Annotated in this window: 15 protein-coding genes; 5 read left to right on the top strand and 10 right to left on the bottom strand. The window is 71.7% G+C overall.

The features are described from left to right. Positions 1–3: 3 nt before the first annotated feature. Complete coding sequence (locus KIH74_RS09640; RefSeq protein ID WP_214155466.1) at positions 4–888, bottom strand: DUF4349 domain-containing protein; 885 nt, start codon at positions 886–888, stop codon at positions 4–6. 224 nt (positions 889–1,112) lie between these two features. On the opposite strand from KIH74_RS09640, the gene hemG reads away from it, so the two are divergent. Together hemG and hemQ are read left to right on the top strand one after the other, a co-directional pair. Further along, positions 1,113–2,606, top strand: a complete 1,494-nt coding sequence (gene hemG / locus KIH74_RS09635) for a protoporphyrinogen oxidase (protein WP_214155465.1) — start codon at positions 1,113–1,115, stop codon at positions 2,604–2,606. 17 nt (positions 2,607–2,623) lie between these two features. Further along, positions 2,624–3,325, top strand: coding sequence for a hydrogen peroxide-dependent heme synthase (gene hemQ / locus KIH74_RS09630; protein ID WP_214155464.1), 702 nt, complete (start codon positions 2,624–2,626; stop codon positions 3,323–3,325). On the opposite strand, the gene KIH74_RS09625 is transcribed toward hemQ, so the two are convergent. Next, positions 3,309–3,776 (bottom strand): GNAT family N-acetyltransferase, encoded by a 468-nt coding sequence (locus tag KIH74_RS09625; protein WP_214155463.1) that lies wholly within the window; start codon positions 3,774–3,776, stop codon positions 3,309–3,311. The genes hemQ and KIH74_RS09625 overlap by 17 nt on opposite strands. Positions 3,777–3,792: 16 nt before the next feature. Further along, a complete protein-coding gene (gene msrB / locus KIH74_RS09620; protein WP_214155462.1) occupies positions 3,793–4,221 on the bottom strand; it encodes a peptide-methionine (R)-S-oxide reductase MsrB in 429 nt (142 codons plus the stop codon). A 243-nt stretch (positions 4,222–4,464) separates the two neighbouring features. On the opposite strand from msrB, the gene KIH74_RS09615 reads away from it, so the two are divergent. Further along, positions 4,465–5,442, top strand: a complete 978-nt coding sequence (locus KIH74_RS09615) for a hypothetical protein (protein WP_214155461.1) — start codon at positions 4,465–4,467, stop codon at positions 5,440–5,442. Between the two features lie 76 nt (positions 5,443–5,518). Here the strand turns inward: KIH74_RS09615 and KIH74_RS09610 are convergent, their stop codons facing one another. Next, positions 5,519–6,013, bottom strand: coding sequence for a hypothetical protein (locus tag KIH74_RS09610; protein WP_214155460.1), 495 nt, complete (start codon positions 6,011–6,013; stop codon positions 5,519–5,521). A gap of 161 nt (positions 6,014–6,174) precedes the next feature. On the opposite strand from KIH74_RS09610, the gene KIH74_RS09605 reads away from it, so the two are divergent. After that, a complete protein-coding gene (locus KIH74_RS09605) occupies positions 6,175–7,473 on the top strand; it encodes an alpha/beta hydrolase (protein ID WP_214155459.1) in 1,299 nt (432 codons plus the stop codon). 7 nt (positions 7,474–7,480) lie between these two features. On the opposite strand, the gene KIH74_RS09600 is transcribed toward KIH74_RS09605, so the two are convergent. Together KIH74_RS09600 and KIH74_RS09595 are read right to left on the bottom strand one after the other, a co-directional pair. Further along, the gene (locus KIH74_RS09600; RefSeq protein ID WP_214155458.1) at positions 7,481–8,266 is read right to left on the bottom strand and encodes a dihydrofolate reductase family protein; all 786 of its coding nucleotides are present in this window, start codon (positions 8,264–8,266) and stop codon (positions 7,481–7,483) included. Next, on the bottom strand, positions 8,263–8,754 hold the full coding sequence (locus tag KIH74_RS09595) for a SufE family protein (RefSeq protein WP_214155457.1): 492 nt from the start codon (positions 8,752–8,754) through the stop codon (positions 8,263–8,265). The genes KIH74_RS09600 and KIH74_RS09595 overlap by 4 nt, the downstream gene beginning before the upstream one ends. A 35-nt stretch (positions 8,755–8,789) precedes the next feature. On the opposite strand from KIH74_RS09595, the gene KIH74_RS09590 reads away from it, so the two are divergent. After that, complete coding sequence (locus tag KIH74_RS09590) at positions 8,790–11,666, top strand: glycoside hydrolase family 2 TIM barrel-domain containing protein (RefSeq protein ID WP_214155456.1); 2,877 nt, start codon at positions 8,790–8,792, stop codon at positions 11,664–11,666. A 70-nt stretch (positions 11,667–11,736) separates the two neighbouring features. Here KIH74_RS09590 and KIH74_RS09585 read toward each other — a convergent pair whose 3' ends face one another. The 4 genes from KIH74_RS09585 to KIH74_RS09570 are packed head-to-tail and all read right to left on the bottom strand — an operon-like array spanning position 11,737 to position 15,996. Beyond that, entirely contained in the window at positions 11,737–12,570 is an 834-nt protein-coding gene (locus tag KIH74_RS09585; RefSeq protein ID WP_214155455.1) for a carbohydrate ABC transporter permease, read from the bottom strand. Then, positions 12,560–13,507 carry a carbohydrate ABC transporter permease gene (locus tag KIH74_RS36095; RefSeq protein WP_214155454.1) on the bottom strand — a complete coding sequence of 316 codons (948 nt, stop codon included), beginning with the start codon at positions 13,505–13,507 and terminating at the stop codon, positions 12,560–12,562. The genes KIH74_RS09585 and KIH74_RS36095 overlap by 11 nt, the downstream gene beginning before the upstream one ends. Positions 13,508–13,521: 14 nt before the next feature. Further along, entirely contained in the window at positions 13,522–14,823 is a 1,302-nt protein-coding gene (locus tag KIH74_RS09575) for an ABC transporter substrate-binding protein (protein ID WP_214155453.1), read from the bottom strand. A gap of 3 nt (positions 14,824–14,826) precedes the next feature. Continuing rightward, a complete protein-coding gene (locus KIH74_RS09570; RefSeq protein WP_214155452.1) occupies positions 14,827–15,996 on the bottom strand; it encodes a Gfo/Idh/MocA family protein in 1,170 nt (389 codons plus the stop codon). Between the last annotated feature and the right edge of the window lie 316 nt (positions 15,997–16,312).

Below are 16,312 nucleotides of genomic sequence, written 5' to 3'. Positions count from 1 at the left end.
GTCTCAGGGGTTGCGCACCCGGAACCGGCGGTAGGCGAACCAGACCGGCACCGCCACCACGGCCAGCCCGGCGGCCAGCGGGAGCAGCGCGCCGATCACGGTCAGCAGCACCGTCACGCCGGTTCTCAGCGCCGTCCATCCGGCGCCGAGACCGGTCAGGAACCCGGCGTCGGCCTCGTCCTCCACGGCACCGGGCGGATCGAGCCGCACCACCAGCGTGGACAGCGCCACCTTGTCGGCCACCGCGCGGGCCTGCGCCTGGAGCGACTCCAGATCGGCCTGCCGGGTGGCCAGCTCGGACTCGATCGCGATCACGTCCTTCACCGAGGTGGCCTCGTCGAGCAGGGCGCGCAGCCGCTCCACCGACTTCTCCTGGCTGGCCACCCGGCTGTCCAGGTCTGCGACCTGGGTGGTGACGTCCTTGCTGGTGCTGCTCATCTCGTCGCGCCGGCCGAGGGAGTCCAGCTGCCCGATCGCGGTGTCCAGCCGGTCGGCCGGCACTCGGACGGTGATCTCCGAACTGTCGCCCTCCTCACCGGGTTCCGTCACCGTGTCCTCCTTCTGCACCAGGCCGCCGAGGCCGGTGGCGAGCTCACGCACCCGGGTGGCGGCCTCGTCGACGTGCTCCACGGTGAGGCGGACCCGTGCGGTCCGGATCTGCTGCGTGCCGGTCACCGTGGAGGCCACGTCCACCGCGGAACCGCTTGTGGACGACGAGGAGCCCGCGCCCTTCGCGCCGTCCCGCGCGGACACCGAGGCGTCGTCCGCCATCACCCCGCTCGCGCCGCCCGACATCGATTCGTCGCCGGCGCCGCACCCACCGAGCCCGAACGCCAGACCCAGTGCGAGTGCGAGCACCGCACCTCGTAACGTCTTCCCTGTGGTCATGCCGGCCCCTCCCCGGTTCCCGCCGGCCCCTCGTGGCCCGGCGGACGGTTCGACGGGCCGTCCTCGTGGGCGGTTGCGCCCGGCAGGTCATGATCGGGTAACGAAATCCGTTCGTACCCGGCCGGGACGCCACATCGCGGGCGAGGCGGACGGGTCGTTCGGCCCTGGCCCCGGGTACAGGGTCATCAGAGAGGATCGGGGTATGAGGAAGGGACGGTGTCGTCGTGTCTGACGGCAACCAGGACGGCACACGGATTTCGCCGCAGGACCCGCCCGGGGCCCCCGGCTCCCGGCGGCTGGTCGTGATCGGCGGTGGCATCTCCGGTCTGGTGGCCGCCTGGCGCCTGGTGCGGCAGGTCGGTGACGCCGCCGAGGTGCTGGTGCTGGAGGCCTCCGGCACGGTGGGCGGCAAGCTCGCGGTGGGTCAGGTCGGCGAGGTGACGGCCGACCTGGGCGCCGAGTCGATGCTCGCCCGGCGGCCGGAGGCGGTCGGGCTGCTGCGGGAACTGGGGCTGGACGACGACGTGGTGCATCCGCGCGCGGCGTCGGCCTCGGTGCTCTCCCGGGGCACCCTCTTCCCCCTGCCCGCCGGCACCGTGATGGGCGTGCCCGTGGACCGGTCCCGGCTGGCCGGGCTGGCCGGGATCCTGGACGAGGAAGAGGTCGCCCGGGTGGGCCAGGAGGGGCGCCGCGAGGCGTTCCGGCTGACCGAGGACATCGACGTGGCGTCGTGGGTGACCTACCGGATGGGCCGGGCCGTGGTGGACCGGCTGGTCGAGCCGCTGCTCGGCGGGGTCTACGCCGGCAACGCCGACCGGCTGTCGCTCCAGGCCACCGTGCCCGCCCTGTGGCAGCGTGCCCGCGGTGGCCGGCCGCTGCTCGACGGGTCGGCCCCGGTGCAGCAGGCCGGGTCCGGCGGGCCGGTGTTCGCCGGTCTGCGCGGTGGCGTGGGACGGCTCCCGCTGATCCTGGCCGAGCGCCTGGAACAGGCCGGGGCGCAGGTCCGCACCGGCGTCCCGGTGCGCGGCCTGACCCGCACCGAGAACGGCTGGCGGCTGGAGACCGGTACCGCGGACGTGCCGGAGTTCCTCGACGCCGACGGCGTGATCCTGGCCGTGCCGCCGGCCGCCGCCTCACGCCTGCTCGGTGCCGAGGTGCCTTCGGCGGCAAGGGAACTCGGCGGCATGGAGACGGCGAGCGTGGCCGTGGTGGCCGCCGCCGTGCCGCGTGAGCAGCTCGACGGCCTGACCGGCACCGGGCTGCTGATCCCGCCGGTGGAGCGCCGGCTGATCAAGGCCGCCACCTTCTCCTCGAACAAGTGGCGGTGGGTCAGCGACGAGAACGCCGCCCGGCACCTGGTGGTGCGGCTGTCACTGGGCCGGGCCCGGGAGGAGTCGGTGCTGCGGCGCGACGACGCGGAGCTGGCCGACCTGGCGGTCGCCGAGCTGCGCGACGTGATCGGCCGGGACGTGCGCCCGGACGAGACCAGGGTGGTGCGCTGGGACGACTCGCTGCCGCAGTACGAGGTCGGGCACCTGGACCGGATCCACCGGATCCGCGAGGCCGTCGCCGGGGTTCCCGGCCTGGCGGTCTGCGGGGCGGCGTTCGACGGGGTGGGGATTCCGGCGTGTATCGCCGCGGCCGACCGGGCCGTCCACGACCTGGATGCGAGCATGCGCATCGACCTGCGCACCCTGGCCGCGGGGCCACGGGTCTGACACGAGAGAATCAGAGAATGAGCCAGACTGAAACCGCAACCCCGGACACGGGCGCCATCAACGACACCATCACCTACACGATGTGGTCGGTGTTCGCCGCGGACCGGCTGCCCGACGACCGCGCCGCGCTGACCGACGAGGTGGAGGCGTTCTTCGCCGGCCTGGCCGGCCGGGGCATCACCGTGCGCGGCATCTACGACATCTCCGGCATGCGTGCCGACTCCGACCTGATGGTCTGGTGGCACGCCGACTCGGTGGACGAGCTCCAGGCCGCCTACAAAGACCTGCGGCGCACCGAGTTCGGCAAGTACCTGCGCCCGTTCTGGTCGAACGTCGGCCTGCACCGCCCGGCCGAGTTCAACAAGGGTCACGTGCCGGCCTTCATGTCCGGTGAGGAGGCACGCGGCTACATCTGCGTGTACCCGTTCGTGCGCAGCTACGACTGGTACATCCTGCCCGAGGCGGAGCGCCGTCAGCTGCTGATCGACCACGGCAAGGCCGCCCGCGGCTACGCGGACGTGCGGGCCAACACGGTGTCGGCGTTCGCGCTCGGCGACTACGAGTGGCTGCTCGCGTTCGAGTGCGACGACCTGCACCGGATCGTCGACCTCATGCGTGACTTCCGGGCCACCGAGGCGCGGCGGCACGTGCGCGAGGAGATCCCGTTCTTCACCGGGCCGCGCCGGGAGATCCGCGAGCTGGTCACCGCTCTGCCGTGACCGCCTGACCGGCGGGCCGGCGCATCGGGACGTGCGGAATGCCGTCCTCGACGTACTCCGGCCCGTCGGCGGTGAACCCGAACCGGGCGTACCAGCCGCTGAGGTGGGCCTGGGCGTCGAGCACGACGTCCCGGCCGTCGTCGGTGCCGGCCAGGAGCGTCGTCATCAGTTTCCCGGCCAGCGACCGGCCGCGTGCGTCGGCGCGGGTGCAGACCCGGCCGATGCGCAGCGCACCGTCCGGGTCGGTCAGCGTGCGCAGGTAGGCGGTCGGGCCGTCGGCGTCGGAGAACCACAGGTGCTCCGACCCCGACTCCAGGTCACGCCCGTCGAGCTCGGGGTAGGGACACTCCTGCTCGACCACGAACACGTCCACCCGCAGCTTCAGCAGCCGGTAGAGCGTGTGCGGGTCGATCTCGCCCCACGGGGCACGGTGCAACTGGTCGCCGGTCACCCGGTGATACTGCCACTCAGCCCTTCAGCGGCTCACGCCGGATGCTGATCGAGTTGATGCAGTACCGCTGGTCGGTCGGGGTGGCGTAGCCCTCGCCCTCGAACACGTGGCCCAGGTGCGAGCCGCAGTTGGCGCAGCGCACCTCGACGCGCTTCATGCCCAGCGTGGTGTCTTCGATGTACTCGACCTTGCCCTCCGCGGCCGGGGCGAAGAACGACGGCCAGCCGCAGTGGCTGTCGAACTTCTCGGTGCTGCGGAACAGCTCCACGCCGCAGGCGCGGCAGTTGTAGACACCCTCGGTGGTGTCGTCCCAGTACTCACCGGTGAAGGCCCGCTCGGTGCCGGCCTCGCGGAGCACCTGGTACTCCTGGGCCGTGAGCTTCTCGCGCCACTCGTCGTTGGTGAGCTGGAGCGGGTAGATCCGGTTCGTGCCGTTGGTTGCCATGACCACCTCAACAGTGCCGGGGTCCGGGGCGTTCCCGGCTCCCCTCGACAGCGTAGGGTCCGCCGCCCGTGTCCCCGGAGGCCGGTCGCGGCCGGTGACCGGGCCGGGACCTCTCGAGTTTCGGCCTCACCCGTTCGGCCGTACGTTGGCTGGGAGTCGCCGGAAGAATGCTCACCGTATCGGGGAGTTGACATGAGCAGCGAGACCAATGCCCAGAGGTCGGGTCCCCCCACGTCCCGTCCGATGAGGGACTCACTCCAGCAGCCGGTGAAGGGCCCGCCGGTCGACCAGCCGTTGCACGAAGAGGTGCCGCCCGCGGCCGTTGTCGCGCCGGTGCGCACCGAGCAGCAGGCACCGGCCGCCACCGCGACCGAGGAAACCGCCTACGGCGACCCGGCCTACCGGGAGCCGGGGTATCGCGAGGCGGGGTACCGCGAGCCCGCCGATCCCGCGTACCGCGAAAGTGCCGCCGGCGAGCCCGCTTACCGAGAGAGCGCCGCCTCCGGGCCCGCTTACCGTGAGACCGCCGCTGGCGGGCCCGCTTACCGTGAGACCGCCGCTTCCGGGCCCGTTCACCGCGAGCCGTCCGCGGCACCGGCCGCTCCGGACCCGGGCTACCGTCAGCCGGTCGCCTCCGACCCGGGCCACCGTGAGCCTGGTTACGGCGAGCCGGGTTACCGCGACTCCGCCTACCGCGACCCGGCCTACCGCGACGTGGACCGGGACGGGCCGGTGTCGCCCCCGGTGCCGACCACCCGCACGGCCACCGTGTCGTCGCCGGGCCGTATCGGTTTCGGTGCGGCGGTCCTGATTCTCGGCCTGTTGCTGGGGGTCTCGGACCAGCAGGCCGACGGCGCCGGCATGATGCTGCGGATTCCCGCACTGATCGCGGCCCTAATCATGGTCGCCCAGGGGATCCAGCTGATCCTGCGCGGCATGCCCCGGGAGACCGAGGTCGAGGTGGTCGAGGTGGTGGACGACAGCGACCCGACGCACGCGCGCACCTCGGTGCGGCCGCGTCCCTGGGCCGCCCAGATGGCCGCCTTCCGTACCGATCCGGGTTCGGCCGGTCTGCCCGCCATCGTGATCGTGCTGGCGATCTGGCTGGGCCTGGCCACCCTGCGCATCGACGACGCGCCGGCGCAGTTCAGCAACCTGTCGATGCTGTCGGCGTTCGTGCTGTTCGCCCTCGGCTGGACGCTGATCCCGTCGCGGCGGTGAGCCGCGGCAGCTGACCGGAAAGAGCCCGCCCCCTCCCGAGTTCGGGAGCGGAGCGGGCTCTTTCGTCGTCCAAAAATCAGCCGAGGAAGCTGCTGCCCGCGTAGACGTGCAGCACCGGCACCCCGAGCGACTCCCGGGCCCGGGAGGCCCAGTCGGTGTGGAAGGTGTCTTCGACCGCGTGCGGGCGGGTCACGATCATTACCTCGCGGGTCGGGCCGCCCAGGCCGACCTGCTTCTCCAGCACCGCCACCGGGTCACCCTCGATCACCTCGCCGGTCGCCGTGACGCCGGCCGCGACGAACGCCGTCAGCGACTTGGCCAGGGCGGTGGTGGCCTCGGTGCGGGTGGGCTCGTCGTCGCGGCGCACCGCCTCCAGTGCCGCGCGCAGCTCGAACAGGCTCAGATGATCGAGGACGTCGGCCAGCAGGTTCCGCTCCACGTCGGCCGGTACCAGCAGGTGGTACCGGGGGCGGTCGCCCTCGTCATCGGCGTGCACCGAGGTCAGGCGGACCGCGTCCTCCTCGCTCAGCGCGACTTCGGTCAGGACCAGGATCGACGCAGTGTCAGTCACCTGACCAGCCTAGTGGCCGCCCGGCACCGGTGCCCGCTACCACCCGTGACCCCCGGCCGCCGGGAAATCGGCGGGACTTGCGGGGGTCCGGCGTCGCTGTCGTCCGGTTCGGTCGGCAGAATTGGGGGCATGAGCGTTGCGGAGACCGCTGGAGTCGTCCGATGAGCCCGCGCGGTGGGCAGCAGTTGCCGGACGGGGTGCGGCGGCTGGCCCTCGCTGCCGCCGTGGCCGGGGCCTCGTCGGCCGTCGCGGCGGGCGTGGCCGCCGCCACCGCCGCCACCGTGTTCGCCCGGCGGGTGGTCACACCCGACGCGAACAAACCGGAGAGCGTCGAGGTGGTGTCGGTCGCGAACGGCGTGGTCACGCTGAAGGCCGACGCCGACACCACGATGCCCGGCCGGTACGGGTTGTGGCAGGACGGCGGCCGCAGCCACGCGCGGCTGGGCGAGGTGTCACGGTACGACACCGCCGCCGGCACCGTGCAGCGGCCGCTGATCGGCCTGGACTCCGGGCGGCTGCGGGCCGGCAAGGCACGGCTGAACCAGTACTTCTACGCCGGTGACCCGGCCTCGGCGCTCGGCCTGCCCTACGCCGACGTGGTGATCGAGGGCGACTCCACCCTGCACGGCTGGCTGGTCCCCGGGGCCCGGCTGAACCAGGACGAACGGGTGACGGCGTCGGCCCGCGGCACCACCGCGGTGGCCGGCGTGCGGCCCGGCCGCCGGGCCCGGGCGAGCGAGCAGGCGGCCCTGCCGCCCACCGGCAGCACCTGGGCGATCCTCGTGCACGGCCGCGGGGCCACCCGGGAGGAGTGCCTGCGGGCGCTGCCGGTGCTGCACCGGCTGGGCGTGACCTCGCTGGTGGCGGGCTACCGCACCACCGCCGGGCTGCCGCTGGGCACGCTGCCCCCGGCCCGCTACCACCTCGGCGACACCGAGTGGCGCGACGTGGAGGCGGCGATCGTCTACGCCGCCGAGCACGGCGCCGAGGAGGTGGTGCTGTTCGGCTGGTCGATGGGCGGGGCGATCGTCATGCAGACGGTGTCGCGGTCGTGGACGGCCGACCGGGTCAAGGGCATCGTGCTCGACGCCCCGGTGATGGACTGGCGCGACACCCTGGCCCACCAGGCCCGGATGAACCGGGTGCCACCGGCGGTGGGCCGGCTCGGGCAGAGCGTGCTGTCCCACCGCTCGGCCTGGCGGCTGGCGGGCACCGAGGCCCCGGTCGACCTGGACCGGCTGGACTGGGTCAGCCGGGCGGCCGAGGTGAAGCACCCGATCCTGCTGATCCACAGCAGGGACGACGAGTACGTGCCGTCCGGGCCGTCGGAGAAGTTCGCCGAGGCCCGGCCGGACCTGGCCACCTACATGTCGATCGACGGCGCCCGGCACTGCAAGGAGTGGAACGTGGACGCCACCGCCTGGGAGTCGGCGGTGGCCCGGTTCCTGCTGCGCCTGTGAGGACGCGCTAGTTGTTCGGGACGTGCTGCACCAGCCAGCGGCCGAGCAGCACGTCGCCGGCCGCGATCAGATGGGCCGGGCGGGCCGTGACGTCGGCGCCCGGGCCCACCGCGATGCGCGGGCCCGACCCGGCCACCAGCACCGGGGCCCAGGTCAGGCACAGCTCGTCCACCGTGCCCGCGGCCAGGGAGTGCCCGAGCAGCGACGGGCCGCCCTCCAGCAGGATGCGCCGGTAGCCGCGCCCGGCCAGCACCCGCACGGCGTCGTCGGTGTCCACGTCGTCGTCGCCGGCCACGATCACCTGGTCCGGGCCGGCCAGGTCGCGCAGCCGGGCCAGGTCGGCCCGGGCGGTGGTGATCACGAAGGTGGGGGAGGAACCCTCGAACACGCCGTTGCCGGTGGGCACGTCACCGCTGCGGGTGACCACCGCCAGCGCCGGCGCCGGGCGCTGGCCGCGCGCCCGGCGGCGCTCGGCGAACGCCGGATCCGCGGTGGGGGCGCCGTAGTTCTCTGCCCGTACGGTGCCCGCGCCGACCAGCACGACGTCTGAAAGACCCCGCAGCACGCCGAAAGTGGCCTTGTCGACCGCCCCGCCGAGGGTGCCGGACACGCCGTCCGGTCCGCTCGCCGAGCCGTCCAGGGTGCTCACCATGTTGGCCCGCACCCAGCCCCGCACCGGCACCGGCTCGGGGTAGGCGTACAGGTCGGCCAGAGCCTGCACCGTGGGCTCCGGGTCGGTGGTCAGGTTGCCCACCTCGGCGCGGCCGGGGAGCAGGAGCTGGAGCACGGTCACGAGGCCGTGCCCTCCCTCACCTGGCGCTTGATCCGGGCCAGCATGCCGGCCATGCCGCGCAGGCGCAGCGGGCTGACCGCCTCGGTCAGGCCGAGCCGGTGCGGGACGTCGTCGGGCACGTCGAGGATCTCCTGACCGCTCAGCCCTTCCAGCCCGGCCGCGAGGATGCTCGCGAACCCCCGGGTGGTGGGCGCCTCGGCCGGGGCGTCGAAGAAGACCCGGGCCGGGTCGGCGGGGGTGGGACCGGCCTCGACCTTGACGAACACCGGTGACTGGCACTCGGTGACCGCCTCCATCGCGTCGTGGTCGCCGAGATACCTCTCCGGCAGGGCGGGTAGCTCGCGGCTGAACTCCAGCAGCAGCTCCAGCCGGTTGCGCTGCTCCAGCGCATGGAAGTCGTCGACGATCTCGGCGAAGGCGGGCGGCAGGGCGGTGTCGGGGGTCTGGGCCACGCACCCGATCCTGTCACGTCCGCCCACCCCGGTCATCAGTGCCCGCAGGCCACTCTGAGAACCTGACCGGCATGAACATCGCCCGGAAGGGGCCCGGCACCGGAGCCCGCCCTCCTCGCGCCCGCCTGCACTCCTCCGCCCCGCGTCAGAGCCTGAACGGAACCTGGCGGTTCCGGTTGTCCCGGGGCCTCGCGGTGGCACCCGAGGACGGCTGGAACACCGGTGACGCCGCCTGGACCGAGGGGGACGACTGGACCGGCATCACGGTTCCCGCCCACTGGGTGCTCGAAGGACACGGGAAGCCCGCCTACACCAACACCCGGTTCCCGTTCCCGATCGACCCGCCCAACCCGCCGGACGAGAACCCGATCGGTGACTACCGGCTCACCTTCGACGCCGGGGCCACGTTCACCGACGGCGCCGTGCTGCGCTTCGACGGCATCGAGTCGGCCGCCGAGGTCTGGCTGAACGGCGAGCTGCTGGGCGAGACCCGGGGCAGCCGTCTGACCCACGAGTTCGACGTGACCGGCCGGCTGCGCGAGAACGGCAACCTGCTCGCGGTGCGGGTGGCGCAGTTCTCCGACGCCAGCTACCTGGAGGACCAGGACATGTGGTGGATGCCCGGCATCTTCCGCGACGTCGAGCTGGTCGCCACCCCGGCCGGCGGAATCTGGGACGTCTTCACGGTCACCGACTACGAGGCGGCCGACGGCACCGGCACCGTCGACCTGTTCGTCGAGGCGTCCTCGGCGGTGCGGCTGCGGATCCCCGAGCTGGACGTCGACCTGGACGCCACCGACGGCGGCGTCATCGGGGTCGGTGTGGTGGAGCCCTGGTCGGCCGAGAACCCCCGGCTGTACACCGCCACGCTCGAGGCCGAGAACGAGACCGTCACGCTGGAGCTGGGTTTCCGCCGGATCGAGGTGCGCGACTCGGTGCTGCTGGTCAACGGCGAGCCGATCCAGTTCCGCGGCGTCAACCGGCACGAGCACGACCCGCTGCGCGGCCGGGTGGCCTCGCCCGAGCGGATGCGGCAGGACCTGCTGCTGATGAAGCAGCACAACGTGAACGCGGTGCGCACGTCGCACTACCCGCCGCACCCGGACCTGCTCGCGCTGACCGACGAGCTCGGGCTCTACGTCGTGCTCGAGTGCGACCTGGAGACACACGGTTTCGAGGAGATCGGCTGGCGGCTCAACCCCAGCGCCGACCCGCAGTGGCGGGACGCCTACCTGGACCGGATGCAGCGCACCGTGCACCGGGACAAGAACCACGCCAGCGTGGTGATCTGGTCGCTGGGCAACGAGGCCGGCACCGGCACCAACCTGGAGGCGATGGCGGCCTGGACCCGGGCGTTCGACCCCTCCCGGCTGATCCACTACGAAGGCGACTGGAGCAGCACGTACGTCGACGTGTACTCCCGGATGTACGCCTCGTTCGAGGAGGTGCGCTCGATCGGCGAGGAGATCGCCTCACCCGCGCCCTTCGACGCCACGGCGGCCCAGCTGCACCGCCGCTCGCTGCCGTTCATGCAGTGCGAGTACGCGCACGCGATGGGCAACGGGCCCGGCGGGTTGCAGGAGTACCAGGAGCTGTTCGACCAGTACCCGCGCCTGGCCGGGGGTTTCGTCTGGGAGTGGATCGAGCACGGGCTCGGCTCCGACGGCGTGTACTCCTACGGAGGCGACTTCGGCGAGGACGTGCACGACAGCAACTTCGTCATCGACGGGCTGGTCGGGCCGGACCGCGAGGTGCGGCCGGGCCTGGTGGCGCTGGCCCACTGGTACTCGCCGGCCCGGATCACCGTGCTGGACGACGCCGTGCGCATCGAGAACCGTTACGCTTTCGCCGATCTCGGCGGCCTCACGTTCACCTGGACGGCCATCTCTGCGCAGGACGGCGAGCTGGACTCCGGTGAGCTGAAGACCGGTCCGGTGGCGGCGGGCGAGGTGGTCGTGGTGCCGTTCCCGGACGAGCTGGCGGCCCTCGAACTGCCCGAGATCGTGACCGTGGAGGCACGTCTCGCGCACGACACGGCGTGGGCCGGGGCCGGCCACGTGGTCGGCCGGGGCGAGCGGGTGTGGCTGAACCAGGCCGAGGAGCCGGTGGAAGCCGTTGCCCCGGCCGATGACTCGTTCGACGCGGTGTCGCTGCGGCTGCGCTCGCTGGGCGGTCTGCGCCTGGACGGGCCCGAGGTCGGCATCTGGCGGGCGCCCACCGACAACGACCGGTACCCCGGGTGGGACGAGCGGGACCTGCCGCCCTACGCCGAGCGCTGGCACGTGGCCGGTCTCGACCGCACGCGCACCCGGGTGGTGTCGTCGGCGTGGGGCGAGGACGCGCTGCGGGTGACGACCCGCACCGCCCCGGCCGGCCGGGACTTCTCGGTGGACGGCGAGTTCGTCTGGCGCCGGGTGGCGGACAAGGCCCTCACGGTGGAGGTCACGCTCACCCCGATCGGCACCTGGCCGGTCGAGTGGGCGCGGCTCGGGCTGGACTTCGTGATCGACGCGGCGCCGCGGGAGCTGTCCTGGCTGGGGCGGGGGCCGGGCCCGTCGTACCCGGACCTGGCCGCCGGGGGCTTCACCGGGCGGCACACGGTCGCGGCCGGCGAGCTGTACACGCCGCACGTGAAGCCGCAGGAGAGCGGGGCCCGGGCGGGGGTGCGCGAGGCGTCCGTGGTCACGGACGGCGGAACGCTCCGGGTGACGGTGCTGTCGGCGGACACGCCCGACGGCTCGGTGGCGGTGACGGTGTCGCCGTGGAGCCGGAAGGTGCTGTCCACCACGGCACATCACCACGAGCTGGAGGCGGACGGCCGAACCCACCTGTCGGTCGACCTGTTCCAGTCCGGCGTCGGCACGGCCACCTGCGGACCGGGCGTGCTGCCGCGCTACCGGCTCGCCGCCCGGCCCGGCCGGGTGACGCTGCTGCTCGAAGAGGTGTGACCGAACTGCTGTGAAACCGCTGGGCGGGCCGGGAGATCCGGCCCGCCCAGCGGCGTCCCTGATGGTCGTTCTACTTGAGGCCCGAGGTGGCGAGCCCGTCGATCACCCGGCGCTGGAGCGCGATGAACAGGATCAGCACCGGGGCTGTCGCCAGCAGGCTGGCCGCCAGCACCACCGGGTAGTTCACCGTGCGATCGTTGATCAGCGTGGCCAGGCCCGCCGAGAGCGGCATGTCGTCGCTGTTGGTGGTGACCACCAGCGGCCAGAGCAGCTCGTTCCACGACCAGAGCGTGGAGGTGATCGCGAGAACGCTGATGCTGGGCCGGATCAGCGGCAGCATGACGTGCCAGAACACCTGGAACGGGTTCGCGCCGTCCAGCCGGGCCGCCTCCTCCAGTTCGGCCGGCAGCGCCAGGAACGCCGTGCGCATCAGGAACGTGCCGAACGCGCTGAACAGCCCGGGCAGCAGCAGGCCGGTCAGGCTGCCGAGAAGGCCCAGGTCCTGCACGATCTGGTACTGCGGCAGCAGGTAGACCTGCGAGGGCACCATGAGGATCGACAGCACGGCGGCCAGCATCACGCCCTTGCCCCGGAAGTGCATGCGGGCGAAGGCATATCCGGCCAGGGTGCAGAACGCGATCTGGGCCAGCACCCGGATCACGGTGATCAGCGCGCTGGTGCGCAGCTGGTGCAGGAAGGGCAGCTGGCGGAACACCTCGGCGTAGTTGCCCCACTGGAGCTCGTGCGGCCACAGGTGCGGCGTCACCGACTGCACCTCGGCGTTCGTCGACAGGCTCATCAGGATCTGCCAGACGAACGGGAACATCATGACCAGTGCCCCGGCGATCAGGGCCAGGTGGACGACGATGTTGTTCCGGCGGGGACCGACGGGCCTAGTCAACATGCACCCACTTCTTCTGGAGCCGGAACTGCACGAGCGTGGCCAGGGCGACCAGGACGAGCACCACCATGGCCACCGCGGCGGCCAGGCCCTTCTCGTTCGTCACGAAACCGGCCTCGTAGAACATGTAGACGAGCGACATGCTGTCGTAGATCGTGGGGTTGCTGTACGAGTTGCCGAGGACGGCGAAGAGCAGGTCGAACAGCTGGAACCCGGCGATCACCGTGACCACCGACAGGAACGCGATGCTGGGCGTGACCAGGGGCACCGTGATCGCCCGGAACCGCCGCCAGCGAGAAGCACCGTCGAGTTCGGCCGCCTCGTACAGCTCCGGCGGGATCTGCTTGAGGGCCGCGCCGAGCACGATCACCGAGAAGCCGACCGAGGACCACAGGCCGACGATCGAGACCGCGACGACGGCCGCGCCCGGGGTGCTGATCCAGTACGGGCCGTCGATGCCGAACCAGCCGAGAACGTAGTTCAGCAGCCCGAAGTCGCCGTTGAAGATGAGCCGCCAGACCATCGCCACGGCCGTCGGCATGGCCACGTACGGCAGGAAGTAGAGCACCCGGTAGACGGCGGCGAACCGCAGCCCGGGGGTGTTCAGCAGGCTTGCGACGACCAGGGCGATCGGGATGTTCAGCAGCACGATCACGGTGTAGAGCAGGGTGTTGCCGATGGACTTGTACAGGTCCGGGTCGGCGAACAGCTCCTGGTAGTTGCTCAGGCCGGTGAACGTGGTTCCGCCGAACACCCCGAACTCGGTCAGCGAGAACCAGGCCGTCTGGATGATCGGCCACAGGTAGAACACCGCGACGCCACCCACGAGCGGTGCCACGAACAGCCAGGGCCAGATGCCGTCGCGGCGCAGGGGACGGCGGGTTTTCGTCGTCCCTGATTCTTTCGGGACGACGGGGGCACTGCCCGGAGGTGACGTCACGGAACTCACGAGAATTACCCCTTCGCCAGCACGGCGTCCATCTGCGAGGCCAGGTCGGCCGTGACCTCGGCCACCGGCTTGGCACCGGAGAACGCGTCGGGCAGCAACTGCGTCTCCAGGGTGTTCCAGGCGGCCGTGTCGGCGCTCACCGGCAGCGGCACGGCGTAGTCCACGGCGTCGAGGAAGACCTGGAGGTTGGCGTCGGGCATGGACTCGGCGAAGGTGCGCTGGGTGCCGTCGTACGCCGGGATGACCGAGCCGGCCTCGCCCAGCTGCTGCTGCGCCTGCGCCCCGGACAGGTAGGCCTGGAGGGTGTGGGCGGCCTGCTTGTTCCGCGAGTTGGCCGCCACCAGGTTCGCGACACCGTGGATGACCGTGGCCTGCCGGGCACCCCTGGGCAGCGGCAGCACGGTGATCGAGTCCTCGATGTCGGTGCCGGAAAGCGCCGAGCGGAACCAGCTTCCGCCCCAGTACATGCCCAGCTTGCCGGAGACGAACCACTGGTCGGCGGTGGTGTCGAGCAACTGCGCGTAGCTCGGCGAGCCGCCGGAGGCGATCAGGTCGGACCAGAAGCTGATGCCCTGCTGCGACTGGGCCGAGGCGTAACCGGACTTACCGTCGGCGATCACCTCGCCGCCGGACTCGAAGATCGTGTTGTAGTAGGTGGTCTGGCCGTCCATACCGCCGGCGCCACCGTAGATGCCGTCCTTGGACAGGGCTTTCGAGATCGCCTCGGCCGTGGACTGGAACTCCTGCCAGGTCCAGTCCTCCCCGGGCAGGTCCACCTTCGCCTTCTCGAACACCGCCTTGTTCACCCAGACGCCGATCGTGTCCATGTCTTTCGGCACGCCGTACTGCACGTCGTCGAGGCTGTAGAGGGTGGTGAGGGCCTCGGGGTACTTGCCTGGGTCGATGACGCCGGCCTCGATCGGTCCGGTGATCGGGGCGATCTTGCCGTTGCCCGCGTACAGCTGGAAGTTCGGGCCGTTCATCCAGAACAGGTCGGGCAGGGTGTCACTGCTGGCCTGGGTCTGGAGCTTGGTGAAGTACTGGGCGAACGGGGTGACGCTGATGGTCACCTTGATGTTCGGGTACTTCTCCTGGAACGAGGCGATGTTCTGCTGGAGTGCCTCGACCTGGGTCTGGTCCCACAGGCTGAACGTCAGATCGGCCGTGATGTCCGCGGCGGGCTCGGTGTAGTCCGCCGCCTCGGCCCCGGCGTCGGAACCACCGCCGCCGCAGGCCGCGGTGGTGATCATGACGCCCAGGCCGAGAGCGCCGGTCAGGATGCCGCGGCGGGAGAGATTGTTGTTCATCGATCAGCCTTTTCGGGAGAAGTGCTGGACAACGTGGACGGGCAGGTCAGGAACGTGCTGGGGGACGGAGCCGTGGCGGAGGGACTCGGCGGCCAGGGCCCCGGCGGCCACGGCCTCCCGGGCCGCGACCGGCGAGACCAGGGTGGGGGCGCCGGTGACCACGTGCTCCAGGAACTCGGCCATAGTGAGCCGGTCGGCGTCCTCGTGGCCCTCGGTGACGCCCTCGATCGGGTACTCGGCGTCACCGGACGGCTGCCAGAGGTGGCGGCGGTTCCAGACCCGGACCACGCCGCCGCCGGTGTCGCCGAAGTTCTCGACCCGGCCCTCGGTGCCGATCACCGTGTAGTTGCGCCAGTAGTCCGGCGTGAAATGGCACTGCTGGTAACTCGCGAACACGCCGTTGTCGAGGGTCATGAGCATCATCGACACGTCTTCGACGTCGACGACGGGGTTCAGCCCGGTGTGGCTCGCCGGCGGCCAGTTGTCCATCGAGAACCAGTCCGGCATCGTCTCACCCGGACGCTCGCGCCGGTCGGTGATGCCGCCGAACATCACCAGGCCACCCATCCCGACCACCTGACGGGTGTATCCGCCGGCCAGATGGTGGACGACGTCGATGTCGTGACTGGCCTTCTGGAGGAGCAGGGTCCCGGTCTTCGACCGGTCCGCGTGCCAGTCCTTGAAGTAGTAGTCCCCGCCGTTGCCGACGAAATGCCGCACCCAGACGGCCTTCACCTCGCCGATCTCGCCCCCTTCCACCACCCGGCGCAGGGCCTTGACCACGCCGGAGTGCCGGAAGTTGTGCCCCACGTAGAGCGGGGTGCCGGTGTCGGCGGCGGCCCGGAGCACCCGGTCGGCGTCGTCGAGCGTTGTGGCGAGAGGCTTTTCCAGGTACACGGCGATGCCGGCCCGCAGCAGCTGCTCGGCGATGTCGGCGTGCGTGTGGTCCGGCGTGGTGATCAGGGCGGCGTCCGGCCGGAGTCGCACCAGCGCCTCGACGCTCTCGAGAACCGTTGCCCCGGGGAAGATCTCCGCACCCCGGCGCCGCCCCTCCGGCGAGGTGTCGACCACGGCCGTGATCCGCGACCCGGCACGGGCCCCGGGCACGTGCAGCCCGATCACCGACCGGGCGCCGCAGCCGACAACGGCTACCGAGAGTCCTGAGCTGACCATCCTGCGCGGCTCCTGAGCGATTTTGACCAATCATGGCTCCGAATGAGCGTGAATAGACAGTAGCGGTGAATTCTCGGGTCGCCTAGGGGGGTTCTGCTGCCGGATGGCCAGAAGTAACGCGGACGCAACACAAGAGGGCGTGAACGGCGCGGATCGGTTGGCGCTGACGGGTTGGCGCTGGGCGTGGGGCGGTTGACACGGGGTGCGGGGTGCGGGGGTGCGGGGCGTGCGTGAGACGTGAGACGTGGGGCACGGGGCACGGGGCACGGGGTGCGGGGCGCGGGGTGCGGGGCGTGCGTGAGACGTGGGGCGCTGG

The sequence above is a fragment of the Kineosporia corallincola genome, assembly GCF_018499875.1.
GTDB lineage: Bacteria > Actinomycetota > Actinomycetes > Actinomycetales > Kineosporiaceae > Kineosporia > Kineosporia corallincola.
Note: the sequence above shows the minus strand (reverse complement) of the source record. Positions and strands in the feature narration are given on the sequence as shown.

Bases quoted from the DNA above. Each gene is read 5' to 3' on its own strand.
- KIH74_RS09640 (WP_214155466.1), bottom strand. From the start codon at position 888: ATGACCACAGGGAAGACGTTACGAGGTGCGGTGCTCGCACTCGCACTG.
- hemQ (WP_214155464.1), top strand. From the start codon at position 2,624: ATGAGCCAGACTGAAACCGCAACCCCGGACACGGGCGCCATCAACGAC.
- msrB (WP_214155462.1), bottom strand. From the start codon at position 4,221: ATGGCAACCAACGGCACGAACCGGATCTACCCGCTCCAGCTCACCAAC.
- KIH74_RS09615 (WP_214155461.1), top strand. From the start codon at position 4,465: ATGAGGGACTCACTCCAGCAGCCGGTGAAGGGCCCGCCGGTCGACCAG.
- KIH74_RS09605 (WP_214155459.1), top strand. From the start codon at position 6,175: ATGAGCCCGCGCGGTGGGCAGCAGTTGCCGGACGGGGTGCGGCGGCTG.
- KIH74_RS09595 (WP_214155457.1), bottom strand. From the start codon at position 8,754: ATGACCGGGGTGGGCGGACGTGACAGGATCGGGTGCGTGGCCCAGACC.
- KIH74_RS09590 (WP_214155456.1), top strand. From the start codon at position 8,790: ATGAACATCGCCCGGAAGGGGCCCGGCACCGGAGCCCGCCCTCCTCGC.
- KIH74_RS09585 (WP_214155455.1), bottom strand. From the start codon at position 12,570: ATGTTGACTAGGCCCGTCGGTCCCCGCCGGAACAACATCGTCGTCCAC.
- KIH74_RS09575 (WP_214155453.1), bottom strand. From the start codon at position 14,823: ATGAACAACAATCTCTCCCGCCGCGGCATCCTGACCGGCGCTCTCGGC.
- KIH74_RS09570 (WP_214155452.1), bottom strand. From the start codon at position 15,996: ATGGTCAGCTCAGGACTCTCGGTAGCCGTTGTCGGCTGCGGCGCCCGG.